16 protein-coding genes are annotated in these 24,990 nt (G+C 69.1%); 10 read left to right on the forward strand and 6 right to left on the reverse strand.

What is annotated here, in order from left to right:
- Window positions 1-3,736: 3,736 nt before the first annotated feature.
- The 5 genes from trxA to IE231_RS13075 form a co-directional block, all read right to left on the reverse strand.
- Complete coding sequence (trxA, locus tag IE231_RS13055; protein ID WP_189694404.1) at window positions 3,737-4,066, reverse strand: thioredoxin; 330 nt, start codon at window positions 4,064-4,066, stop codon at window positions 3,737-3,739.
- A gap of 28 nt (window positions 4,067-4,094) precedes the next feature.
- Complete coding sequence (gene trxB / locus IE231_RS13060) at window positions 4,095-5,069, reverse strand: thioredoxin-disulfide reductase (protein WP_189694405.1); 975 nt, start codon at window positions 5,067-5,069, stop codon at window positions 4,095-4,097.
- Between the two features lie 201 nt (window positions 5,070-5,270).
- The gene (locus IE231_RS13065) at window positions 5,271-6,860 is read right to left on the reverse strand and encodes an ABC transporter substrate-binding protein (RefSeq protein ID WP_189694406.1); all 1,590 of its coding nucleotides are present in this window, start codon (window positions 6,858-6,860) and stop codon (window positions 5,271-5,273) included.
- A gap of 101 nt (window positions 6,861-6,961) precedes the next feature.
- Window positions 6,962-8,923 (reverse strand): murein biosynthesis integral membrane protein MurJ, encoded by a 1,962-nt coding sequence (murJ, locus tag IE231_RS13070; protein ID WP_374189459.1) that lies wholly within the window; start codon window positions 8,921-8,923, stop codon window positions 6,962-6,964.
- A 7-nt stretch (window positions 8,924-8,930) separates the two neighbouring features.
- Window positions 8,931-9,437 (reverse strand): NUDIX hydrolase, encoded by a 507-nt coding sequence (locus IE231_RS13075; RefSeq protein WP_189694463.1) that lies wholly within the window; start codon window positions 9,435-9,437, stop codon window positions 8,931-8,933.
- A gap of 138 nt (window positions 9,438-9,575) precedes the next feature.
- Between IE231_RS13075 and IE231_RS13080 the strand changes: the two genes are divergently transcribed.
- The 7 genes from IE231_RS13080 to IE231_RS13110 all read left to right on the forward strand — a co-directional run bounded on the left by IE231_RS13080 (window position 9,576) and on the right by IE231_RS13110 (window position 19,145).
- Complete coding sequence (locus IE231_RS13080; protein ID WP_189694408.1) at window positions 9,576-11,063, forward strand: CCA tRNA nucleotidyltransferase; 1,488 nt, start codon at window positions 9,576-9,578, stop codon at window positions 11,061-11,063.
- Window positions 11,064-11,663: a histidine phosphatase family protein gene (locus IE231_RS13085; protein ID WP_229866919.1), complete on the forward strand. Its 600-nt coding sequence runs from the start codon at window positions 11,064-11,066 to the stop codon at window positions 11,661-11,663.
- Between the two features lie 676 nt (window positions 11,664-12,339).
- A complete protein-coding gene (locus IE231_RS13090; protein WP_189694409.1) occupies window positions 12,340-12,636 on the forward strand; it encodes a hypothetical protein in 297 nt (98 codons plus the stop codon).
- Window positions 12,637-12,734: 98 nt separating this feature from the next.
- Entirely contained in the window at window positions 12,735-13,583 is an 849-nt protein-coding gene (locus IE231_RS13095) for a S1 family peptidase (RefSeq protein WP_189694410.1), read from the forward strand.
- 118 nt (window positions 13,584-13,701) lie between these two features.
- Complete coding sequence (locus tag IE231_RS13100) at window positions 13,702-15,189, forward strand: glycosyltransferase family 87 protein (protein ID WP_189694411.1); 1,488 nt, start codon at window positions 13,702-13,704, stop codon at window positions 15,187-15,189.
- Complete coding sequence (hrpB, locus tag IE231_RS13105; RefSeq protein WP_189694412.1) at window positions 15,186-17,852, forward strand: ATP-dependent helicase HrpB; 2,667 nt, start codon at window positions 15,186-15,188, stop codon at window positions 17,850-17,852. The genes IE231_RS13100 and hrpB overlap by 4 nt, the downstream gene beginning before the upstream one ends.
- 78 nt (window positions 17,853-17,930) lie before the next feature.
- Window positions 17,931-19,145: a metal-dependent hydrolase family protein gene (locus IE231_RS13110; RefSeq protein WP_189694413.1), complete on the forward strand. Its 1,215-nt coding sequence runs from the start codon at window positions 17,931-17,933 to the stop codon at window positions 19,143-19,145.
- Window positions 19,146-19,199: 54 nt separating this feature from the next.
- Here the strand turns inward: IE231_RS13110 and IE231_RS13115 are convergent, their stop codons facing one another.
- Entirely contained in the window at window positions 19,200-20,465 is a 1,266-nt protein-coding gene (locus tag IE231_RS13115; RefSeq protein ID WP_189694414.1) for an amidohydrolase, read from the reverse strand.
- 88 nt (window positions 20,466-20,553) lie between these two features.
- Here IE231_RS13115 and IE231_RS13120 point away from each other — a divergent pair, with 88 nt between their 5' ends.
- The 3 genes from IE231_RS13120 (at window position 20,554) to IE231_RS13130 (ending at window position 24,967) form a co-directional block, all read left to right on the forward strand.
- Complete coding sequence (locus IE231_RS13120) at window positions 20,554-22,236, forward strand: ABC-F family ATP-binding cassette domain-containing protein (protein ID WP_189694415.1); 1,683 nt, start codon at window positions 20,554-20,556, stop codon at window positions 22,234-22,236.
- Window positions 22,237-22,362: 126 nt separating this feature from the next.
- Entirely contained in the window at window positions 22,363-22,902 is a 540-nt protein-coding gene (locus IE231_RS13125) for a GNAT family N-acetyltransferase (protein WP_189694416.1), read from the forward strand.
- Window positions 22,903-22,984: 82 nt separating this feature from the next.
- On the forward strand, window positions 22,985-24,967 hold the full coding sequence (locus tag IE231_RS13130; protein WP_189694465.1) for a penicillin-binding transpeptidase domain-containing protein: 1,983 nt from the start codon (window positions 22,985-22,987) through the stop codon (window positions 24,965-24,967).
- The last annotated feature ends 23 nt before the right edge of the window (window positions 24,968-24,990 follow it).

Here is a 24,990-nt window from a genome sequence, read left to right on the forward strand (position 1 = left end):
AGCGGTCACTGCAGAGGGAACGCTCCCGCGCCACAGGTAGCGGCAGCGGGCCGACACGTGCGTCGAAGCAGGCCGTGGCGGCACGCGTTCCGATTGAAGGGTCGGGCTATGGTCCGATTGCCCGGCGGCCTGACTGCGTCCGATACATTGTCGCGATGTCGACGTGGGGCGAGGGCATGGGGGACGACCCTGACATGGATTATGGAAGCAAGACCGATGTGAGTGCGAGAGACTTCGGTGCGTCGAGGCCGACACTGTACGTCGGAACGTCGTGAGTCGCGAATGCAGGTGGTCGCTGGGAACTGCGGGTCCACTGGAGTCCTTGTCCGCGCGACTAGATGGCAAAGCCTCAAGCCACAAGACCGAATCTCCAGCTGCGCAATCCTTTCGGCCAAGTTATTGGGGCCTTTGCGGGCGATGGGACGATCGCGCGGCCATCTTTAGCGAGCATTCAGCCGATCTAATGGGGCCCAGGAGAAGTCCGACCCGCGCTGTTGGCGCGGAAGGTTCTGTTTCACGTGAAACGGTGGACGCTGGACAGCACACCTTTGAGCCCCGCAGCTGCCGTGGTGAAGCGTGGCGCGGCGGTGGCGAGCCAGGGCGGCGGTAGCGAAGAACCTGAAGGCGCGGGACCGATGCTCCCCAAGAGTCTGCGGGCCAGCTACTGCGCCGGCTATTCACTCTTCCGCTATGTACACGCGGCCTCGAAGCGTGCAAAACAGGCCAAGAGCAGTCTGGCACCGGACCGACGCTCGTTGCTGCCGCCGATGACGTTCTCCTGTACGCGCGCACCAGACCCTCGTCTCGAGTGAGGGAAGCACGTGCGCCCCCGGCCAGCGTCTCTCGCTAACGGCCAGATGCAGACGCAGTCCGCCGGGGCCGCGTCGCTAGATGCGAGGGGTTCGATGATCGGGGCCGGCTCGGGATCGAGCAAAAGGCTCTTCGTTTATTTGGGACAGAGGGGCCGTTCAGACCCCCGGCCGCGCGCTTTTCAGCGTCTGTCTGCGCGCGTTTGACACGCCTGTGGCTTTGACTCTCAGCGGTCTATCGGCCTTGCTCCGCCCTTGTGGGAGGAAGACGTGGGCATCGGAATCGCTCACCGCGTGGGGGTACACAGCCGTCAATCGTATGGTCGCAATGGACCGGAAGATTGGGCGCCTGGGCTGACTGCTGCTCGGGGACTGAGAGGCAGTCAGCCTGTGGACGGCCTGTGGATAACGGGTGTGGATAGCTCTGTGGGAAAGTGCCATCCGAGCCCCGATCAGTGCGTCGATTCCGCGCTCAATCTAAGTGCCAGCGCACACTTACGGCTGGAAGACCCTTCGCGGACCGCAGGAGGCGTCCGGACGTTTGGTCTACATCGATCCGCTCCCTTGCACTTCTCGCTTGTCGGGCTTCTTGATCTGGCTGGTTCGGGCACATAGATCGACTATTTGCGGTTTCCTCCCGGTCAGCAGATACGGGTCTGAGGCCGGTTTCTGACCGTCGCGTCGGTGGTTTCGCTCCCATCCCATGCGGGGTGGCGCGCTCAGCCGCGGTGACTAATGACGCGCCGGCGAACGATGCTGTTTTCTGAGCGGTCGGCCTTCTGTGCCTAGAACGACGGTGGCCTGTGGATATCCAGTGCTCAGCTGTGGATACAAGCTGTGGATAGCTGTGTGGAAAATCAGGGCTGAGTCGGTTCGTCGGATCGCGGTCGCTGGGGTGGGAGCGATGGCCCGCCCCGCCATCCTCCGCACCTTAGGCCACATCCGACACGATGCGGCCCAGCTGGTTCGACGCACTGGTTCGCCTTTCACTCCTTCGTCGGGCGTGATGGTGTTCTCTGGCGCCTGGGTGTCTTCCCTTGGGGCTTTGATGCCATGGGTAGCGACTTCACCTCCGGTGCCGTGAGGACGGATGAGGGGCGCTCTTGGGCACGTCCATAGTTCGTATCAAACGCGACGGCGATAGCGCCCCAATGTTCAGTGCCTTCGCGTACGCCATCCATGGGATAGCTATCGCGGCAGCTACCGTGCCGATGCCTGCTGGCCCTAGACAGAGGGGCGGACGTGACCCGAGGACTGTGAGTAGCGGCCCAGCCGCGAAGCCGGCATTCGCGATAGAGGGTGCTGTCTAGGAGTGGCTGGAACTTGCATGGCGCTGGCCTTCGTGGGCAGGGATCATTTGCGGCGCACACAAGGACTAAGTCGCCCCAGGCGTGCTCGGTAGAGCAAGTGGTAAGCCGGAGCGCATGACCGCCGATCCCGGACCACGGCATTGCTTCGCACCTATCCGACCGATCGATCTCCGCTGGGCGACGCGGCTGCGTCGACGGGCAAAGTGTTGGTGGGACAATGGGTCGACATGGCTGATCAGAGTAGCGATGCTTGTTGACTGGCGTTGCCTGTTTCACGTGAAACACTAGCCAGGATCTTGCGGGAAGAGCCACACAATGAGTGGGCGACTAGCGGCGGAGCTGGATTGGTGCTTCTGTTTCACGTGAAACACGCCAAAGGCAGGCGAAAGCTGTGGCGAAGGACGGCCATTGCTATTCCGAGGAGAGGGGGTTGACGCAATCGTGTGACCGTCCCGCAGCAGCCATTGTCGGCAGAGCATCGTAGCCGGTTCGGGCTGCGCCTTAGTCGGTCTGGGTAAGCTAACGGGTCTCCCTGGTACAGCACTCCGCGCCAGACCGTATGACCTATCGGTCACGCGCTTCTGTCCCTGCCCAATTCTCTACAACGGATGAACGCCGGTCGCCCCCCACGGCCACCTTTTGACGATATCCATCTAGGCCCGTGGCCCGCGGCGCTGCCAAAGCACTTACCCGTCGCGGGGCAACCCTGGCCCCTGGGAGGAAGCTGCGTGCGCGTTGCCGTAATCGAATTCCCAGACCCTCGGCGTGCTGGTCTGCACATTCAATGGCGTCGACCCCGTAGGGGCGCCCTCTCGTGTACTCGACGGTGAGTCGAACACACGCAAGTGAAACCTGTTGGCGAGCGGTTCTGCCTAGGCAAGACACTGCAATAGAGATGCTGCAACGCGGGTAAAGCAGCACGCTGTGCTGGGCGGGCGGTGTGGAGCAGGCGGTGCTGAGCCGGCGGTGAACAGTTGGAGACCGATCTGACCGGGTGGCGCAAAGACCACGAGAAATTCGGGATTCGCACCATGGACAATCATCTGGTGGATGTGCGCGAACTGGGGCAGCGCAGGCCAGTGTGCGCGGACCGCCGGCCAACGGGCAGGCGAAATGTCTTCTAGGTGCACCCTTCAATGCGAACGGGTGGAAGCTTCGTCGCGAAGCGCAGGAGGAGACAATGCAGAGAAGAACTCACCGCGAGGTTGATCGTGCCATCTCTGATGCTGAGGGTCATGAGGGTATAGGGGGAGCCGTTGGGGGTGCACAGGGGCTGTGAGGGGAGCCTGGTTTGACGGAGTGAGCCTAGGGCGACGACATCGCCTACCCCGAATGGCATGCGCACATTCCGGTTCACCGATCGAGCTACCCTGAAGAGTTGCACGCGCGGGTAGCCCCACAGTCGCTGCCTGAGTTGATCTTCCGCTGGTTTCTCGACCGCGATGCCAGGGCCGGTCTCCGAAATTCATGGGGTGCGCTCGACGGTCGACAGGATGGACTCGTCCTGCCGCCGACAGGAGCGCGACGTTTCACGTGAAACGCAAGGCGACGAGCGCAAAGAAGGAGGGAGGGACGACCTAGTCGTCCATCCCTCCTGAGCCTCTTGGCCGAGCCAGACTACTTCGCGAGGACTTCGTTCCACTCCTTCTCGAAGTACTGCTTCGGGCGAGCACCGATGACCGTACCGGTGACCTTGCCCTTCTCGAAGAGGTAGACAGCAGGAATCGACGTGATGCCGTACTCGGCAGCGATGTTCGGGTTGTTGTCGACGTCAACCTTCACGACATCAACCTTGTCCGCATACTCGACGGAGATGTCATCGAGGATAGGGCCGAGCTTCCGGCACGGTCCGCACCACTCAGCCCAGAAGTCGACGATGACGGGCTTCTCGGACATGATCACCTGATCGGTGAAGTCCGCGTCCGTGACATTCTTTGCGTTGCTCATCTTCTGCGATCCGTTCTCTCGGAGGTGATTATGCCTGGCTGGTCAGTGCACGGGCCTCAATGTCAGCAAGATAGTGCTCAACATCGAGGGCCGCGACACAACCGGAACCGGCTGCTGTAATGGCCTGACGGTAGGTGGGATCGACGACGTCGCCCGCCGCGAAGACGCCTGGGAGGCTAGTCTTCGAGGACCGGCCTTCAACCGCGATCGTTCCTTCCGAAGTGAGCTCGAGGACATCCTTGACGAGCTGCGTGCGGGGGTCGTTGCCGATGGCCACGAAGATGCCCGTCACGGGGATCTCGGACTCCGTGCCGTCCACCGTGTTCCGCAGGCGAAGGGCGGTCACCTTGTCGCCGCCGACGACGTCGGCAACTTCAGAGTTCCACGCGAACTTGATCTTCTCGTGGTTGAGGGCGCGGTCGGCCATGATCTTCGAAGCGCGCAGGCTGTCCCGGCGGTGGACCACGGTGACGGACCGTGCGAACTTCGTGAGGAAGAGGGCCTCTTCCATGGCGGAGTCGCCGCCGCCGACAACGGCGATGTCCTGGTCCTTGAAGAAGAAGCCGTCGCACGTCGCACACCAGCTCACACCATGACCGGACAGGCGCTTCTCGTTCGGCAGGCCGAGCTCGCGATAGGCGGACCCAGTCGAGATGATGACTGCGTGCGCCCGGTAGGAGGTCCCGTTCGTCAGCGTGACCGTCTTGATCTCTCCGGCCAGATCGACGGACTCGACGTCCTCGTACTCGATTTGTGCGCCGAACTTCGAGGCCTGCTGCTCGAGCTTGTCCATCAGCTCAGGGCCTTGGACCCCCTCCGGGAATCCGGGGAAGTTCTCGACCTCGGTGGTGTTCATCAATTCACCGCCGGCGGTGACCGATCCGGCGAAAATCAACGGATTAAGGTTGGCGCGCGCGGTGTAAATGCCTGCGGTGTACCCCGCGGGTCCAGAACCGACGATGATGACGTCGCGGACGTCGGCGGCGGTCTCAGCGGTGCTCACGGGATGCGTACCTCTTCCTTGGCGGTCAACGTGTGGTTGTCAGCAGCCACAACGTACCGGTTGTTGCCGATATTCCGCGCAGCTGTACCTCCTAGGGTACCGAAGAGGGCGGCACGGCTCGGAGGATTCCATCGCCCACGAGAAAAGCGGCAGGGGCCACGGAACGGAGTCCGTGGCCCCTGCCGCGGGCAGCGTCGCCCTCTATTCGACCTTGATCTCGGCCAGACGCAGCCCGAACGGATACTGGGTCTGCGGTGCCGAAAGACGCGGAAGCGAGTTGATCTGGATCAGCACGTACTGGGCAGTCGGAGAGGCACTAACCGGGACGGTGACCTGAGGGCCCGTGAACGACGAGGTGCCGGCGAGGGCTGCTCCCGTCAGGCTCGGATCGTTGTTGGTGTAGATACTGAAGTTGCCGCCGGAACCGCCCGACTGGAGGAGGGTGACCTGCTTGATCTGCGCGGGATCCTTGAGCTTGACCGCCAAGACGACGCTCTTGGTAAACCCGCCCCAATCCTCCCGGGCAAACTCCATCCCCGACCAGAACGTCGCGGGGTTGCCGTCGAAGGTCAACGGCAGCTTGCTGTCGAACGAGTTGGCGAAGGTCAATTCGCCCGGATTGAGCCTGGTCACGCTCTCGATCTCGGGCGCGGCAGCGGGCGCCGGCGCCGCAGACGTCGCCGCGGCGCTGCTCGGTCCAGCAGCGGCAGACGACGGTGCCTGCTGAGCGGGGTGCTGCGACGATGCGGTCCCCGCCTGCTGCGGCTGGAAGAGTCCGCCGAGGGTCGTGAAGGCGAAGATGAGAGCTGCGATCAGGACGACGGCGAGGATGCCGCCGACGAGCCATGGCATAGAACGGGGCTTCGTGGACTCGTCGTCATCGTCGTAGGCGTCCCGGCCGTTGTATGACGGCCTCGCCGCCGCGGGCAGGACAGCCGCGGGGCGGCTGGACGGCCGGTGTTCGCGTGGCTCGGACCGCTGAGGCTGGACGGGGGCCGCGGCGGTCGGTGCTGACTCGGTGCCGCTGCGGTCCTGGGGATTGGGCCACGGGGTCACGCGTGTCGAGCCTGCGCCACCCTGGCCAGCGCCGGGTGAGCCGGCCGAGGGAGCCGACCGAGGCGGCGCGGCTGGTGGCGGCGGAATGGAAGACGTGGGCGTAGCGCCGGGACGTGAGGCGGCAGCCGCCGCAGCCGCCGCCGCAGCCGCACCCTGAGCCGGACCGGCGCCGGGGGTATCGCGGGGCCGGGCGGCCGGCGGGAACGCCTGCGTCGCCTCTCCCCGGGGTGCAGGGAAGGACTGCTGCTGCCGGCCCGGTACCGCGCCGCGAGACGGTGCTACTTCATCGTGGTCGTCATACCGAATGTACTCGTCGGGCCGGCCCGGATCGACCGTGCCGTCATAGGTCTCCGGTTCGTGGGAACGCGACTCGCCGAAGAGCTCGCTTCCGAGGGTGTCCGTGAAGAACGGCTCCACGTAGGGCGTCTCCTGAGGAACGATGAGGTCCAGGAGGTCAGCCGCGTCGGTGTGGTTCGTGATCAGGTAGGTCGACCCCTGGCTGATGCCGAGGTCGAGGACCTGCACGGCACCGTGACGCTCGCCCATGGCGACCTCGCGTGCGCTCTGTGCGAGCTGGTCGGCATTGGCACGGCCCGCCACCAGGATGCTCACGGGCCGGTTCAGCACCTGATCCACACCGTCGAGGACGAGATCGCCCCCCTGGGACGTCACGATCGAGGACGTGACTTTGTACCGCCCTCCGATCACGGTGCCGACGTCGATGGGCTGTGACACGGAAACCTCCTGGTCGTTCGCGCGGGCGTGGCCATGGCCGCGCCTTGTGCTGCTAGAGATCCTAGCGGACGCGGGGGTCACGCCGCGGGCGGCGCTGGGCGTCAGTCCTCGGGGAAGTGCGGATTCTCGCCGGGAGGGCCTTGGTAGGAGCGCCTGCCCGGAAGCCTCTCATCGGTGGGCGCGGACGGGCGCGCCCGGTACATGACGGGGTCGAACTGGCCTGAGATGCGGGGGATGATGCCGGTGTCGTCCGACATCGTGACCGCTGCGGTGATGGGTGCTCGGGTCTCCTCGGAGCGCGCGGCGACGGCTGCGCCGTCGTGCGTTGCCGGACGAGGCGCGCCCGAAGCGCGGGATGCGGACGACGGCGCCCCCGCGGCCGCGCCGAACCGGCCACCCAAGCGGCCGAGGAGGGGTGCGAGGAGGTCACGCACCTCGGTGACGTGGAAAACCCGCAGGAGCACAAAGTACACAACAAGCATGGGCACCGCGATGATCACCACGGCCGCGAGGGCCGCGAAATTCGAGCTCCAGATGAACCCAGCGGGGTTGTACCCGCCCAGGAGGCCGACGGCGATAGCGCCCACCACAGCGGAACCGGTCGCCGCGTACCCCATCCGGATGTACGAGCGGGCCACCTTGGCGCCGTCGAGGTGCCCGAGCAGCCGGCGCAGGTAATGGCTGCTGAGCACAACCGACAGGACGTTGCCCACGGTGTACAGCCCGGCAATCGCGAAGATGATGTAGCGGGCGGGCAGGAACTGGATGGCGAACGCCCCGACGACATTGAGGACCGCGAGCCACAGCTGGATCTTGAACGGTGTGCGGGCGTCCTCGTTCGCGTAGAAGACGCGGGCCATCATGAAGTTCGCACTCATGAACGGGGTGCTCAGCGCGAGGATGCTCAGGGTCTGGGCGAGCATGACGCCGTCCGACGCGCGGCCGCCCGAGAAGAACATTCCCAGCGGCGCGGCGAGGGCGAACAGGGCCAGCGCGGCGAACACGGTGGCCACGGCCATGGTCCGCAGCCCGTGGGAGAGCGCCTCCCGGACCCCGGCACGGTCGCCCGCCTGCGAGGCCTCGGTCATGCGGTTGAACAGCACGGTGGCGAGGGACAGCGCGATGATCGAGTGCGGCAGGAGGTACAGCTGCGAGGCGATCTCCAGCACAGTGTTGCCGGGGATCTGCTGCCACAGGGGATCGCCCGCCTCCTGCAGCCTCACGCGCTCGGCGCCCGGCTGGGAGGCGATCTTCATGACGTACAGGAACGTCAGCTGGCCCACCGCGGTGGTGGCGAGCGTCCAGACGCCGAGGCGCGCCGCGGTCCCGAGCCCCACCCCGCGCCAGCCGAATCTCGGCGCGAGCCCGAGGCGGAGCCTCATCACGGGGATCAGCAGGAGCGCCGTCTGGATCACGACGCCGATCGTGGACATCGCCGCGATGAAGAACGTGTGGCCGCTGGTCCAGTTGTCGAGAGTGTGCGGATTGGCCCGGTTGGCACCGAAGATCCACACGAACATGCCCAGCCCGGCAATTGCCACGATGTTGTTCACGATCGGGGCCCACATGGCGGGCCCGAACGATCCGTGCGCGTTGAGCACCTGGGTCAGGAGGGCGTAGAGGCCGTAGAAGAAGATCTGAGGGAGGCACCAGTAGGCGAACACCGTGGCGAGGGCGAGCTGCGGCGGACTGTAGCCGGACGTCGTGAGCTGCATGACCCACGGCGCGGCCAGGGTCACGACCGCCGTCAGCACGAGCATCACGAGCACGCCCAGAGTCAGCAGGCGGCTGATGTAGTCCGCGCCGCCGTCCGAAGCCTTGCTCGCCTTGATGATCTGCGGGACCAGGACCGAGTTGAAAACGCCGCCGGCCACGAGCAGGAAGATCAGGTTCGGCAGGTTGTTCGCGTTGACGAACGTGTCCGCCACCGTTGAGCCCAGTCCCAGCGCGAGGATGAGCATCCACGAGCGGATGAAGCCCAGTGCCCTCGAGACGAGGGTGCCGGCCGCCATGATCGCGCTCGACCGGGCCTCCGAGACGGGTGCGGACTTTGATGCGGCCACGGCTGCCTCAGGCGAGGAGGTGCTCGGGAAGCACCTCGCGGGCCAAGTCCGCGATGCGGCGCTCGTTCGGGAAGGACAGGCGCCGTGCGAGCTCGGAGATGGGGACCCAGGCCACATCGATCGCCTCGTGGTCCGGATCGTTCTCGATCGTCAGGTGGCCGCCTGTTGCACGCAGGAGGTAATGGTGCACCGTCTTGTGCACGCGGTGGCCCGTCACCGTGAACCAGTAGTCGATGCTGCCGAGCGGGGCGAGGATCTCTCCCATGATTCCCGTCTCCTCGTTGATCTCCCGCACCGCGGCCCGCTCGTTGGACTCGCGGCCCTCCGGGTGCCCCTTCGGGAGGCACCACTCGAGGCGCCCGCCCCGGTTGAGGCGCGCGATGATCGCCACAGGAAGGTTGGGATCAGAGGTGTCGACGACGACTCCGCCCGCGGAGACCTCCTCGACAGTGGGCAGCGACGACGGGTAGGCATGCCCGGCCGGGGCGATGTGCGGCCCCACTGCCGAGGGCAGGGGCGCACTCCTCCTCTTCTGAGGATCGCTCGGCAACGGAATGACCATGCAGACCACTCTAACGAACGAGCCCCTGCCGGGGACGGCAGCGCAGGCGTGGACTGCGGCCGCGCCGGGATCTGCCAAGCTTTAAGGACTATGGGAGCAGATGAGAAGGCAGTGCAGGAAGCGCGGTTCACGGTTGATCCCGTGGTCCTGGAGCTTGGACGGCGGTTCGTGGACGCTGGCTTCGAGCTCTCGCTCGTGGGCGGCCCGGTCCGCGACCTCTTCCTGGGCCGGGCGTCCCCGGACCTGGACTTCACCACCGATGCGGATCCGGACCAGACCCTCGCGGTGGTGCGGGGCTGGGCGGACGCGCACTGGGACATCGGGCGGGAATACGGCACGATCGGCCTGCGCAAGGGCGGCCATCAGATCGAGGTGACCACGTACCGCGCGGAGGCGTACGATCCGGACTCGCGGAAGCCCGCCGTCGCCTTCGGCAAGGACTTGGTCGCGGACCTCGAGCGGCGTGACTTCAGCATGAACGCGATGGCGCTCCGCCTTCCGGACCTCGAGCTCGTGGACCCCTTCGGCGGCCTCTCCGATCTCCATGCGGGACTCCTGCGCACCCCCGGCGCCCCGGAGCTCTCCTTCTCCGATGATCCGCTGCGCATGATGCGGGCCGCCCGCTTCGCGTCGCAGCTCGGCGTCGGAGTGGCACCGGAGGTGCAGGCGGCGATGACGGAGATGGCGGAGCGGATCACCATCATCTCCGCGGAGCGGGTGCGCGACGAGCTCGTGAAGCTCGTGAAGGGCGCGTCCCCGAGGGCGGGCATCGACCTGCTGGTCGAGACGGGCCTGGCCGAGCGGGTGATCCCTGAGATCCCGGCGCTGCGCCTCGAGGCGGACGAGCATCACCGCCACAAGGACGTCTACCAGCACTCGCTCACGGTCCTTGAGCAGGCGATCGGCCTCGAGACCGGTCCCGACGGCCCGGTCCCCGGACCCGATTTCGTGCTGCGGTTCGCAGCGCTGATGCACGACGCCGGCAAGCCGGCCACGCGCCGGTTCGAACCCGGCGGCGGGGTCACCTTCCGCCACCATGACGTGGTGGGTGCCAAGCTCGTGAAGAAGCGCATGAAGGCACTGCGCTTCGACAACGACACGATCAAGGCCGTCGCTCGGCTCGTCGAGCTGCACATGCGCTTCTACGGCTATGGGGATGCCGGCTGGACCGACTCCGCGGTGCGCCGCTACGTCACGGACGCGGGCCCGCTCCTCGAGCGTCTGCACCGCCTCACGCGCTCGGACGTGACGACCCGCAACCAGCGCAAGGCAGACCGCCTTGCCTTTGCCTACGACGACCTCGAGCAGCGCATCGCCGACCTCGCCGAGCGCGAGGAGCTCGCGGCAATCAGGCCGGACCTCGACGGGTCCCAGATCATGGCCATCCTCGGGATCCGTCCCGGGCCCCTCGTGGGGCGGGCGTACCAGTTCCTGCTCAATGAGCGGATGGAGAATGGGCCCGCCAGCGAGGACGAGGCCCGCGACCGACTGCTTCAATGGTGGGCACAGCAGCCAGAGGCCGGTGACGAGGGGGGCTCCACGCCCCGTCAGGACACGGCAGAGAGCGAGGAGCGCTAGATGGGCAGCATGGGCCTTCCCGGGATGGAGGACTTCGACCTCACGCGCCTCTGGCTGCTTCGCCATGGCGAGACGGAGTGGTCCAAGAGCGGCCAGTACACGGGCCTCACCGATCTCCCGCTCACCGAGGTGGGCGAGGACCAGGCGCGGATGGCTGCCAAGGCGCTCGACGGCGTCGACTTCGGCCTCGTGCTGACCTCACCGCTGCAGCGTGCCCGGCGCACGGCCGAGCTCGCCGGCTTTCCCGAGGCTCAGCCGGAGCCCAACGCCCTCGAGTGGGACTACGGCGACTACGAGGGCGTCCGGTCTGCCGACGTCCGCAGGACCAATCCCGACTACCTCATCTGGAAGGACGGCGTGCCGAACGGCGAGACGCTTGCGCATGTGGGCGAGCGTGCCGACCGCATTGTGGAGCGGGTGCGGACGGCAGGCGTGGAGAACGCGCTCGTCGTGGCACACGGGCACTTCTGCCGCATCCTGGCGGCGCGCTGGATGGGACTGCCTCCCGAGATGGGATGCCACTTCGTGCTGGGGACGGCCAAGGTATGCCGGCTCGGGTGGGACAAGAAGACGCCGGCGATCGAGGCGTGGGGACTCTGACGGGAGCCCCTACGCATTCACCTGGAGATTTCTTCAAAGAAGTCTGATTTTCCCCTTGCGGTTTATCAGCGCGTTGTTCTACCTTTTATCTATGAGCCGCTCAGGCTCATGACAAGCCCAGAGGTCCCCCCGAAGCGGGTAGACCACCAGACCGGATGTCCGAAGGAGGCTGGACCGATGACGATTACCAAGGTTCTCAACCGTGGTTGGACTGCGTTTCTGATGGGCGGTCACTGCGGCCTCCTGCCGGCCTCCGGCGCCGCGGGCGCCTGATCCTCGGCGGAGAGTCTCCGCGGCCACTCCAGCCGCGTTCCAGGCGAAAAGGCCTCGGAACGGCGCGGTGGAGCCTCGTGATGCTGACCCGCTGAACCGCCCGTACGCCTCCCCGCCTGCCTGACGCTCATCCTTCCCGAGCGCCCGTCCGCGCCGGCGGCACGTCCTGCGGAATTCTCGCCCCATTCGGCCGGTTTCCGCCGGCCAATTTCGCATCATTGCCGATGGGCATTTCTCTGGTCCCCAATAATGGTCCGCACCATTATTCTCGACTGGTTTTCCTCTGTTATTGCGCAATGCCCTTCTGCGATGACGCATGCCCTCGCACACGGCCTATGCGGCCGGTGCACCGAACCCCTTCCGGTGGCGCCGCTCCGCGCTGCCCCCTGCCCAGGAGACTCCCGTGTCCTCGCGACCGACCCCGCCCCTGACCGCCCCATCCGTATCCGATCCTGCACTGGCCGGACCCCAGACGACGGCAGTCCCGCCGCAGGCCCCGACCGTTCCGCCCGAGGCGACCAGTTCGCCGTCGTCCGCGCAGCAGACTCCCGCACCGAGCGGCCACCAGGAGGTGACCACCATGGCCCAGCGCATCCAGCACTTCCTGCGCAGGCTCCACAGCGACGTCGACGCCGCCCGCATCGATGCCCATCGCGAGGCGGTGCAGCGCGAACTCGGGCTGTCGCGCCCGATCCTGTAGGAATTGGGAGAAATATCCCAGCATCTTCCCAGCAAGGCATGATTCGTGAAGAATCCCCTTCAGATGCACTCAACACGGAGTGCACGGAAGGAGAGCCCATGCGCAGGAAAATCGCCGCCCTCCTGGCGGCGTTCGCGACAGTCTTCAGCTTGGCCTTCATCGCGGCCCCCGCTCAGGCGAGCACCGGAGGAACCCCCGACGGCAGCACCCACCCGGGGGTCGCGATGATCGTCTTCTACGACGCCGACGGGCGGTTCCGCTGCTCCGCCGCCCTTGTTTCGCCCAGGGTGCTCCTCACCGCCGCGCACTGCACCGACGGGGTGCTCGGCAAGGTGCTCGTGGACTTCCGCTCGGTCATCGCCGATGAGCCGCCCTCGGGCATTCCCGCCGCTGCGGAGCCCAGCATCGGCTACACCGCCGCTGACCTCGCCGGGAGGGTGAGCGGGACCGCGCACGCCCACCCCGACTACTCCAACTTCACGGACCTGAGGAATTGGAACGACCTCGGCGTGGTGGTGCTCGACGAGCCGGTGTCGGGCCTGCCGGTGTACCCCATCGCGGCGGCCGGCACACTCGACGCCATCAGCCCCGGAGACGTCCCGAAGACCATCGTCACCGCCGTGGGGTACGGCACCGAGGTCCGCAAGCCCGACTCGGGGCCCCAGAAGCCCGAGCCGATGAGCTACCCGCTCATCCGGCGCTACGTTGACATGCCCCTGCAGAAGGTCAGTCCTCAGGTGTTCCAGACCAACGGCAACCCCAATGACACGAAGGGCACCGGAGGCACCTGCTTCGGAGACTCCGGCGGCCCGGTGTTCTACCAGGGGCAGATAGTGGGGGTCACGAGCTACGGCCTCACGTCGAACTGCCGGTATATCGGCGGCTACCAGCGGGTCGACATCCCCTCGGCGCAGACCTTCCTCGCGGAGTTCGGCGTCCGGCCCTGACCGTTCCGCGATGAGATCCTCCACTGACTGCAGGAGGACCTTCGGTTGCCGGCTCCTTGACGGGAGCCGGCAACCGCTGCCAGCAGAGCGCGTCGGAGGCAGCCGGTAGGCTCGGGCTATGGTGCTGCGCCACGACGAGAAGCCGGAAGCACGGCAGGCGGTCATCTCGCCCACCCGCAACGATCCACTCCTGCACACGCTGTCCGAGTCAATCGGCGGCCCGCTCGGAGACCACGCGGCGCCCGGGCTTGTGCGCAGTGGATTCTGGACCGCCGAGCGCGTCCTCATCCTCCTCACCGCGCTCGCGGCCCTGGCGGGCGTGGCGCTCAAGGGCTACTGCCGCATCTACGGCTGGAACAGCCCCCAGCAGTTCTACTCGACCTGCTACTCCGACTTCCCGAGCCTCTTCACCGAGCGCGGGCTGGCGGACGGCGTCATGCCCTTCCTCAGCCAGGGGCACCCGTTCGAATACCCCATCCTGACCAGCCTCATCGCGGGGATCACCGCGCTGGCCGTGCCCGGGAGCGGGGCCAGCACCGCCCGGATCCTGGGGTACTTCGACTTCAACGCCGTGCTGCTGGCCGTCATGTGGCTCGTGGCGGTCATCGCCACGGCCCGGTCCAACCGCCGGCGCCCGTGGGACGCGGCGATGCTGGCCGTGGCCCCCGGAGCCATCCTCGCCGGGTTCATCAACTGGGACCTGTGGACGGTAGCACTCCTTGCCGTGGGGATATGGCTCTTCGCACGGAACCAGCCGCTGTGGGCGGGGGTGCTGATCGGGCTCGGCATGGCCACCAAGCTGTACCCGCTCCTTGTGCTGGGGGCGATCCTCCTCCTGGCCCTGCGGACCGGCCGGTACCGGTCCCTCCAACTGACGGCGGGAGGCGCCGCCCTCGCATGGCTGGCGGTCAATCTCCCCTTCGCACTGATCGACCCGCGGGGCTGGTCCTACGTCTTCGAGTTCACCCGCGACCGCCCCGCCGGCTTCTCCTCCGTCTACTACGCGTGGAACCTCGTTGCCGGGCGCCTGAGACTGCCGGCCCTCGAGACACCCGAGGTCAACGCCATCGCCGTGGTCGCCTTCGCACTCGCCGTCCTCGGAGTCGTCTTCGTCGCCCTGCACGCACCCCGGCGGCCGCGCCTCGCGCAGCTCGCCTTCCTCCTGGTCGCCGCCCTCATCCTCACCAACAAGGCCTATTCGCCGCAGTACGTAGTGTGGCTCATCCCGCTCCTCGCGCTCGCCCGGCCGCGATGGCGCGACTACCTCATCTGGATGGCCGTCGAGGCGCTGCACTGGTGGGCGGTCTGGATGTACCTCGGAGCCACCACGAGCGGCGGCCCCGCGACGAACAACATCGATTCCCCCTACTACGTGGGTGCCGTCCTGGCCCACATGGGCGCCGTCATCTACCTATGCGTGCGGATCGTCATGGACATCTACGATCCGAGCGGCGATCCCATCCGCCGGAGCCGGCAGGACGACCCCCAGGGTGGAGAGTTCGACGGGGCACCCGACGCGCTCACGTGGAACACGTTCCGTGGGCGGCTGACGGGCCGTGCCGCTCCCGGCCACGCGCCGCCGGCTCCCGAGCACCCGCCGCTGTGAGGCGGTGGGCCAGCCAGCCCTTCGACCTCGAGCGCATCGGCGCGGGGCTGCCGTTCGAGGGCTCGCTCCCCGAGCTCGCGGCGGCTCTCGCCGCTCCGGGCGCCGCGGCCGTGGTCCAGGCGCCCCCCGGGACCGGCAAGACCACCCTCGTGCCGCCGCTCGTGGCGAATCTCGTGTCGGCGGCGGGCGCGGGGCGTCACGGGACGCACGACGGCGCCCCCGCACCTCGCGTCGTCGTCACCCAGCCGCGGCGGGTGGCCGTCCGGGCGGCGGCCCGGAGGCTCGCGGCGCTGGACGGCACGGCGATCGGTGGGCGCGTCGGGTACACGGTCCGGGGTGAGCGGCACACCTCCCCGGGGACGAGGGTCGAGTTCGTCACCCCCGGCATCCTCGTCCGGAGGCTCCTCGCCGATCCGGGGCTCGAGGGCGTCGACGCCGTGGTGCTCGACGAGGTGCACGAGCGCGGACTCGAGACCGACCTGCTGGTGGGGATGCTGGCGGAGGTGAGGCAGCTGCGAGGCGACCTCACGCTGGTGGCCATGTCCGCGACCCTGGACGCTCCGCGGTTTGCCGCGCTGCTCGGCGGTGACGAGGGCGCCGTGCCCGTGGTCGACTGCCCGTCCGCCCTGTTCCCGCTCGAGGTGGGGTGGGCGCCGTCGTCCGTGCCGAGGCTCGACGAGCGCGGGGTGACCCGCGGCTTCCTGGACCACGTGGCGGACGTGGCGCTGGACGAGCACCGCCGCGAACAGGCCCGCGGGCGTGACGTCGATGCCCTCGTGTTCGTACCCGGCGCACGCGAGGTGCGGCATGTCGCCGAGCGGCTCCGCTCCCGTGCCCGCGGCGGTCCGGACCGCATCGAGGTTCTCGAGCTGCACGGGCAGGCACCGGCTGCGGAGCAGGATCGGGCCGTCTCCGGGCGAGGACCCGGGGACGGGCCCCGGATCGTGGTCTCGACCGCGCTGGCCGAGTCCTCCCTGACCGTCCCGGGGGTACGTCTCGTGGTCGACTCCGGGCTCGCACGGGAACCGCGGCGAGATGCCTCGCGGGGAATGTCCGGGCTCGTGACCGTCTCCTGCTCGCGGGCCTCGGCCGAGCAGCGTGCCGGTCGCGCCGCCCGCCAGGGCCCGGGCTGCGTGGTGCGGTGCTACGACGAGCGCGCCTTCGCCGCTGCTCCCGTACACTCGACGCCCGAGATCACCACCGCCGACCTGACCGAGGCGGCGCTCGTGCTCGCGTGCTGGGGTGCTCCCGGTGGGGTGGGCCTTGCGCTGCCGGACGCGCCGCCCGCTCCCGCGCTGGCTGAGGCGGTGGGGGTGCTCGCGGCGATCGGGGCCGTGGACGACGACGGCCACGCGACTTCACTCGGCCGTACCCTCGGGCGCATTCCGGCGGATCCGCGGCTCGGGCGGGCACTCCTCGAGGGGGCCGGGCTCGTGGGACCGCGGGCCGCCGCCGAGGCTGTGGCCTTGGTGGCGCGGGACCTGCGGCCTGCCGGCGCCGACCTCGGCCGGCTTCTTCGAGCGCTCCGCTCCGGGCGCGACCCCCAGGCGCGGGCGTGGGCCGAGGACGTGCGGCGCTTCGAGCGGATTGCACGCGAGGCGCGGGCCGGGTCGGGGGGTGGTGACCCCGGGTGGCCTGGTGGTGACCCCGGGCGGCAGGTGGGGGTGGTTGTCGCGCTCGCGTTCCCGCGCTTCGTGGCCCGCCGCGTCCCCGGGTACCGCGAGCAGTACCTCCTCGCCTCCGGCACACGCGCCGGCCTGCCCGTCGGGAGCCCGCTCACGGGCCACGAGTGGCTCGCCATTGCCGACGCCGCGCGGGCGGCGGGCCGAGACGCGGCGGGGACGGGCGCCGTCGTGCGTGCCGCCGCGCCGATCAGCCAGGAGACCGCGGTGCTCGCCGCGGGGCACCTCCTCACGGACCGGGTCGAGGCGAGGTTCGACGCCGGCCGCATCGCCGCGCGGCGAGACCGGCGCCTGGGTGCGATCCAGCTCGAGTCGACGCCCGTGAGGCCGGCGCGCGAGGAGGGGCACCGCGCCGTCGTGCGCGCCCTCGAGGCGGAGGGACTCGGGGTGATCGGCTGGTCCGATGCAGCGGATGGGCTGCGGCGCAGGCTCGCGCTCGTCCGTCGGGAACTCGGTGACCCGTGGCCCGACGTGTCGGCCCCCGCCCTGCTCGCCCGGCTCGACGAGTGGCTCGCCCCCGAGGTCGACGCGCTTGCCGGGGGCACCTCCGTGCGCGGAGTGGACCTCGCCGAGCCGCTGCGCCGGCTGCTGCCGTGGCCCGAGGCGGCGCGGTTCGACGAGCTCGCCCCCGAGCGGCTCGAGGTGCCCAGCGGCTCGCGGGTGCGGATCGAGTACCCCCCGGTGGAGGACCGCGCGGACGACGGCGCGGCCCCTGCTGGGCGTCCGGTCGTCGCCGTGAAGCTCCAGGAGTGCTTCGGCTGGGCCGAGACGCCCCGCCTCGTGGACGGGCGCGTGCCGGTGCTGTTCCACCTGCTCTCACCGGCCGGCCGCCCTCTCGCGGTGACCGATGATCTCGCGTCCTTCTGGTCCGGTCCCTACGCCCAGGTGCGCGCGGAGATGCGCGGACGGTACCCCAAGCACCCTTGGCCCGAGGACCCGTGGACGGCGGTGGCGACGGCGAAGACGAAGCGGCGCATGTAGGCGGCCGCGTGCGGTCCGAGGGAGCGTTCCCCCGGGCGAATGGTTCTACCGCCGGGTTGCGGGGTCTACTCTGGCCGGGTGAGCGCGACGGTGCTGGTGTGCGGGTCGGTGTTCGATGGTGTGGGCGACGAACTGCGCGGACCGTCAGAGATCCTGGTAGAGGACGGGCGGATTGCCGAGGTGGCCGACCACGTCTCGCGCCCGGACGGCGCGGACGTGGTGGATCTGTCCGATCGCGTGGTCACTCCGGGCTTCATCGACTGCCACGTGCACCTGACCATGGATGCGTCCACCCTTCCGACCCAGACGCTGAAGTCCTCGGCTGCCAAGGCACTCTCCGGGCTGGACACGGCGCGTCGGTACATGCTCCGGGGCTTCACGACGCTGCGTGACCTCGGGACGATGGACCCGGACTTCCCCACCGTGGACCTGCGCAATGCGATCGACGCCGGGCTGGCGGAGGGCCCCCGGCTGGTGGTCGCGGCCCATCTGATCAGCTCGACCGGCGGCCACGCCGACATCCGTCCCTTCTACGCGCCGCGCTGGGACCTGCCGATCGCGGCTGCGGCGGACAGCGTCGGGGAGATCCGCCGGCTCGTGCGCCGGGAGCACGCGTTCGGGTCGGACTGGATCAAGGCCACCAACGCGGGAGGCTACTTCAGCCCCGGGGACGATCCGGACCGGTGCACCTGGTTCGACGAGGAGTTCGAGGCGCTTGCCTCCGCCGCTGCCCTGCTGGGCCTGCCCGTCGCGGTGCACACCGGTGCCGCCCCGGCCTGCATCCAGGCACTGAAGGCCGGCGCCAGGAGCCTCGAGCACGCCTACCTCATCGACGAGGAGGGCATTGCGCTGGCGGTGGAGCGCGGAGCATTCATCGTCCCGACGATGCAGATGACCCAGGAGGACCTCGCCGCCCTCAAGGCCGGGGACCTGCCCGAGCAGGCGGTGTGGAAGTTCCGCCGCGACAGCGACCGCATCCTGGCGTCGCAGCGCCTCATTGCCGAGAGTGAGGCGAAGGTGGCCTTCGGCACGGACTGCGGCATGTTCCCGTTCGAGCACGGGGTCCTCGAGTTCCAGGCCCTCGTCGATGCCGGGCTGACCCCAGCCAGGGCCCTGCGCGCTGCAACCTCAGTGGCGGCCGAGCTCCTGGGCCGGGACGACCTCGGCGTCATCGAGGCCGGACGGTCCGCGGACATCGTTGCCATGCCGGGGGACCCACTCGCCGACATCCAGGTGACGGAGTCGGTGGACTTCGTCATGAAGGCCGGCACCGTGTACCGACGCCCGGAATGACGGGGCGCGAGGAGCAGGACGGATGACGCCGGCGCCCTCGCCGTGCGGCCGCCGTCAGTCCTTGCCGAGCCAGGCCGCAGCCGCCACCACGAGTGCAGCGGTGCCGGTGGTCAGAGTGGGCTGGAGGACGGGGGCGAACTTCGGCGAGTGGTTCGCGGGGATGGAGCTGACGGTGCCCGCCTCCTCGGCCTTCCGGTACGTCTCCGGATCCTCCATCCCGACTCCCCAGTAGGTGTAGGGCGTTCCGAGGGCGGTGGGGACGTCGCTGAAGTCCTCGCTCGCGGTCTGCCGGCCGTAGTCCTGCACCGCGCCGGCGGGGAAGTAGTCCTCGAAGGCCGCGGTGACCCGGGCCGTGACGTCGGGATCGTTGTCGGTGAGCGGGTAGCTGTTGTAGAGCTCGATGTCGGGCTTCTTCGGCGAGCCCGACGCCTCGGACTCGGCCTTGGCGATCCGCTCGATCGCCGCCAGGAGCTGGTCCCGGACCGGCTTGCTGTAGGTGCGGATGTTCAGCTCGAGGACGGCGTGGTCGTCGATGATGTTGCTCTTGGCACCCACCGCGATCTTCCCCACGGTCAGGACGGCGAATTCGCCCGGCTGGACCTCGCGCGCCACGACGCCCTGCAGACGAACGACGACCATGGAGGCCAGGACAGCCGGGTCGATCGACAGGTGCGGCATCGAGCCGTGGCTTCCCCGGCCGTAGAGGGTGATCTGCACGCTGTCCGCCATCGACAGGAACGGCCCGGAGTGGGTGCCGACCGTGCCAGCAGGGTGGACGAGGATGTGCTGGCCGAAGGCCACGTCGGGCTTGGGAATCAGGGACGCCAGACCGTCGTCGACCATGCCCTTGGCCCCGTCGCCGAGCTCCTCCGCCGGCTGGAACAGGGCCACGAGGGTGCCCGCCCAGGCATCCCGCTGCTCCGAGAGCAGCTTGGCGGCGCCCAGCAGGCAGGACACGTGCGCGTCGTGGCCGCAGGCGTGCATCACCGGGGTCTGCGTCCCGGACGCATCGGTCGCGGACGCGGTGCTCGCGTACTCCAGGCCCGTGGCCTCGGCGACGGGAAGGGCGTCCATGTCGGCGCGGAGCAGCACGGTGGGCCCCTCCCCATTGGCCAGGACGCCCACGACGCCGGTGCCGCCCACCTTCGTGTGGACGTCGAAGCCGTACCCGGTGAGCTGGTCGGCGACGATTCCGGAAGTGCGGACCTCCTGATGGCTCAGCTCGGGATTTCGATGGAGGTCCTTGTACAGGTCCTCCTGCCAGTCCCTGATGGAGTCCTGGCCGGACAGGATCTGACGTGCGGATTCAGCGGAAGCCATGACCTTCTCCTTGCCGTACAGCGGTTCGGGGCCCCCAAGGTGCATTCCGAGCCTACGTCGGAGGACGGCAGCCCACTACCCTTGACGGGTGGCCCACCTCGACCTCTCCGGCATCGACTATGTCCTCTCCGACGGCACCCCGCTCCTGAACGGTGTCACGTTCAAGGTCCCCGAGGGTTCCAAGACGGCCCTCATCGGCCCGAACGGCACCGGCAAGACGACGCTGTTCAAGATCATCGCGGGGGACCTCACCCCGGACGAGGGTGTTGTCGGCCGTTCGGGGTCCATGGGCGTGATGCGCCAGTTCATCGGGCACGTCCGCGATGAGTCGACGGTGCGCGACCTGCTCCTGGGGGCCGCGCCGCGGGACGTCGCCGCGGCCGGCCGGACGCTCGACGCCGCCGAGCTGGCCATGATGGAGGACGACGGCGAGGCCACCCAGATGGCCTACGCCCACGCAATCGCCGAGTGGGGCGACGCGGGCGGCTACGAATGGGAGACCGTCTGGGACGAGGTCACGATGGCCGCGCTCGGGGTGCCGTTCGAGCGCGCACAGCACCGCGCGGCGTCGTCCCTCTCCGGCGGCGAGCAGAAGCGGCTCGTGCTCGAGGCGCTGTTCGCCGGGCCCGACGACCTCCTGCTCCTCGACGAGCCGGACAACTACCTCGACGTCCCTGGCAAGCGCTGGCTCGAGGACACCCTCAACGCCTCCCGCAAGACGGTGTTCTTCATCAGCCACGACCGCGAGCTGCTCAACAACGCCGCCGAGCGCATCGTCACCCTCGAGCCCGGCATCAACGGTGCCGGCGCGTGGGTCCACGGAGGCGGTTTCGCCTCCTACGTCGAGGCCCGGGCCGAGCGGAACGCCCGGTTCGAGGAGCTGCGCAGGCGCTGGGACGAGGAGCACGCGAAGCTCAAGGAACTCGTGACCCTGTACAAGACGAAGGCCGCGTTCCGCTCCGACATGGCCAACCGGTACCACGCCGCCCAGACCCGGCTCGAGAAGTTCCTCGCCGCCGGGCCGCCCGAGGCGCTCCCAGTGGAGCAGAACGTGAGGATGCGCCTGCGCGGCGGGCGGACGGGCAAGCGCGCCGTCGTGGCCGAGAAGCTCGAGCTCACGGGGCTCATGAAGCCGTTCGACGCCGAGATCTGGTTCGGCGACCGCGTGGCGGTCCTGGGCTCGAACGGCTCCGGCAAGAGCCACTTCCTCCGGCTGCTCGCCCTCGGCGGGACGGACCCGGAACGCGAGCACCTGCCGGTCTCGGATGTTGTGATCGCCCCCGTCCCGCACGGAGGCACGGTCAAACTCGGTGCCAGGATCCGGCCGGGGTACTTTGCCCAGACCCACTCCCGGGCGGACCTGGCCGGCCGGACCCTGCTCGAGATCCTGCACCGCGGCGACGAGCACCGCTCCGGGCTCGCGCGGGAGGCAGCCGCCGGCGCGCTGGACGGATACGGGCTCGCGGGGCAGTCGGAGCAGAAGTACGAGTCCCTCTCAGGCGGCCAGCAGGCCCGCTTCCAGATCCTCCTGCTCCAGCTCTCCGGCGCCACCCTCCTGCTCCTGGACGAGCCCACCGACAACCTCGACCTTCACTCCGGTGAGGCCCTGGAGCGGGCGATCGACGCGTTCGAGGGGACCGTGCTCGCCGTGACCCATGACCGCTGGTTCGCCAAGTCCTTCGACCGGTTCCTCGTGTTCGGTTCCGACGGCACCGTCCGTGAGGCCGCCGAGCCGGTATGGGACGAGGGGCGGGTCGAGCGGGCGCGGTAGGGGTCTGGTGTACGCTCCCGCCCATTTCCCAGGAGCCCTGCTCCCCTGACACGCGGTTGCCCGAGTGGTGGGCGCGCGAGAACTGGGCGGGAACGCGCGCCCCCGGCATCGGCGTAGCATCGGCGCATGGATCTCCGAAGGGCGGAGCCCCACGCAGCCCTGACCACGCGCCCGGCGACCGCCGCAGACTGGCCGCGCATCCGCGACATCTACGCGGCCGGGATCGAGCCCGGCGACGCGACCTTCGAGTCCGCGCCACCGGCCACGTGGGAGGAGTTCTCTGGGCGCAAGGAGTTCGTGCTCGTGGCGGAGGAAGGACTCGAGAACACCTCCGAGGCAGCGCGCGTCCTCGGCTGGACCGGCGCCGGCCGCGTGTCAGCGCGGGAGGTGCACCGCGGCGTGGTCGAGCACTCGCTGTACGTCGACCCGGCGGCGGGCGGCCGCGGGATCGGGACCCTCCTGATGCGGGCCCTCCTCGACGAATGCCGTGCCCGCGGGATGTGGACGGTCCAGGCCACGGTGTTCCCCGAGAACCTCCCGAGTCTGGCGCTGCACCGCAAGTTCGGCTTCCGCGAGGTGGGCCGGCGCGAGCGGATCGCGCTGATGGGCCACGGGCCGCTCGCGGGGTCTTGGCGGGACACCGTCCTGCTCGAACTCAGGCTGTGACAAGGAGCCCCGAGCAACCTCCGCATAGGCTGGCGGGGTGCGCATCCTCCGCGTAGTCTCCGTGCTCCTCGCCTCGGCCCTCATGGGCGCCGGGCTCGCCTCCTGCGATGACGGCCGCCAGGCCGCCGCGAAGCAGGCCGCAACCCAGCTGGCCAGTGCGCTCGCAGCGCGCGACGTCGGCAAGGTTCCCCTGCAGGGCAAGGAGCCGTCCGCCGCGCAGACGCAGCTCGAGACCGCCCTCAAGGGCCTCGGGGACCTCAAGCCCGCCGTCACCGCCGGCGAGCCGAAGGTCGACGGCGACAAGGCCGCCGTGCAGCTGGCCTACGACTGGAAGCCCGCCGGGCAGGACTGGACGTACACCACCACGGCACAGCTGGTCCGCAGCGGCGATGCCTGGCTCACGCAATGGACGCCGGATCTCCTCGCGCCGCAGCTGTCCGACTCCGAAGTCCTGGCCCTGGCGACCCAGGCGCCGCCCCGCGCGGACATCCTCGGCGCGGGCGACGCGAAGCTCGTGACCGCCCGGCCTGTGCTGCATGTGGGGATCGACAAGGCGATCGTGGTGCCGGACCTGCAGGCGGACTCGGCGGCGAAGCTCGCCGCGCTCGTCCAGGTGGACCCGGCCGCCTACGCCAAGCAGGTCACGGGTGCCGGTGAGAAGGCGTTCGTCGAGGCGATCACCCTGCGCGACGAGCCCGGCCGCACCCCCACCGATGACCAGATCGCGGCGATCCCCGGGGCCATCACCGTGAAGGACACGATGCCGCTCGCACCGACGCGCACGTTCGCGCGCCCCGTCCTGGGCGTGGTGGGGCAGGCCACCGCAGAGCAGGTCCAGAACTCCGGCGGCACGGTCCAGGCCGGCGAGCTGGCCGGGGCGAGCGGGCTCCAGGCCCAGTACGACTCGCAGCTGCGCGGACAGGACGGCGTCACCGTCTACGCGGAGCCGGCGGACCTCACGCCGGAGAAGCTCAAGGCCAATCCCGGCGCCCGCCGCACCCTCTTCCACAAGGAGCCCACCCCCGGCACTCCTCTCAAGACGACCATCGACCCGCGCCTCCAGCAGGTCGCCGAGGACGAGCTCGCGGACATCAAGCCTGCCTCGGCGATCGTGGCGATCCGTCCCTCCGACGGCGCCGTGCTGGCCGCGGCATCCGGTCCCGGCAGCAACGGCTACAACACGGCGATGCTGGGCCAGTACGCGCCGGGCTCCATCTTCAAGACGGTCGATTCCCTCGCGCTCCTGCGGCAGGGCGGCACCGCGGACACGCACGTGGCGTGCACCGAGACCCTCACCGTGGACGGGCGCACGTTCAAGAACGCCGACGGCTACCCCGCCTCCTCGATCGGGGACATCACCCTCCGCGACGCCTACGCGCACTCGTGCAACACCGCATTCATCTCCCTGCGGGACAAGCTTTCCCAACCGCAGCTCGAATCCGCCGCGACGTCCCTCGGCGTTGCCGTCGACGCCCCGCGCCTCGGCGCGCCGGCGTTCCTCGGCTCCGTGCCCGGCGACGCGACCGGCACGGAGCACGCCGCCTCGATGATCGGACAGGGCAAAGTGCTCTTCTCCCCGCTCGCCGCGGCGGTCATGGCCGGCTCCGTCGCGAAGGGTTCGCCGGTCTCGGCGCAGCTCGTGCTCAACGGACGCACGACGCCGGCCGGGTCGCCGGTCGCGTCCGGCTCGCCCTCCGCGGCGGGCACCGCCCCCGGGACCCCGGACGCCTCAGCCAGCCCGGCGCCGTCGTCCGTGCCGCCGACCACGTCGAGCAAGGCGCCGGCCGGCCCGCCGCTCAGCCAGCCGGAGGCCTCGGTGCTCCAGGACATGATGCGTGCGGTGGTGACCAGCGGCCACGCCGGCTTCCTGGCGGACGTTCCGGGCGCCCCGGTCGGCGCGAAGACGGGCACCGCGGAGTTCGGCTCGGACAACCCGCCCAAGACCCACGCGTGGATCATCGGCACGCACGGCGACCTGGCTGTGGCGGTCTTCGTCGAAGAGGGCGGGCTCGGCGCGACCGTGTCCGGGCCACTGCTGAAGAACTTCCTCGTCAAGGCGGGCTGAGGCGACACTCGCCCCAAGCGGCG

Source organism: Sinomonas cellulolyticus (assembly GCF_014656475.1).
Taxonomy (GTDB): domain Bacteria; phylum Actinomycetota; class Actinomycetes; order Actinomycetales; family Micrococcaceae; genus Sinomonas; species Sinomonas cellulolyticus.

Bases quoted from the DNA above. Each gene is read 5' to 3' on its own strand.
- trxA (WP_189694404.1), bottom strand. From the start codon at position 4,066: ATGAGCAACGCAAAGAATGTCACGGACGCGGACTTCACCGATCAGGTG.
- IE231_RS13080 (WP_189694408.1), top strand. From the start codon at position 9,576: ATGGGAGCAGATGAGAAGGCAGTGCAGGAAGCGCGGTTCACGGTTGAT.
- IE231_RS13085 (WP_229866919.1), top strand. From the start codon at position 11,064: ATGGGCAGCATGGGCCTTCCCGGGATGGAGGACTTCGACCTCACGCGC.
- IE231_RS13095 (WP_189694410.1), top strand. From the start codon at position 12,735: ATGCGCAGGAAAATCGCCGCCCTCCTGGCGGCGTTCGCGACAGTCTTC.
- IE231_RS13100 (WP_189694411.1), top strand. From the start codon at position 13,702: ATGGTGCTGCGCCACGACGAGAAGCCGGAAGCACGGCAGGCGGTCATC.
- IE231_RS13115 (WP_189694414.1), bottom strand. From the start codon at position 20,465: ATGGCTTCCGCTGAATCCGCACGTCAGATCCTGTCCGGCCAGGACTCC.
- IE231_RS13125 (WP_189694416.1), top strand. From the start codon at position 22,363: ATGGATCTCCGAAGGGCGGAGCCCCACGCAGCCCTGACCACGCGCCCG.
- IE231_RS13130 (WP_189694465.1), top strand. From the start codon at position 22,985: ATGGGCGCCGGGCTCGCCTCCTGCGATGACGGCCGCCAGGCCGCCGCG.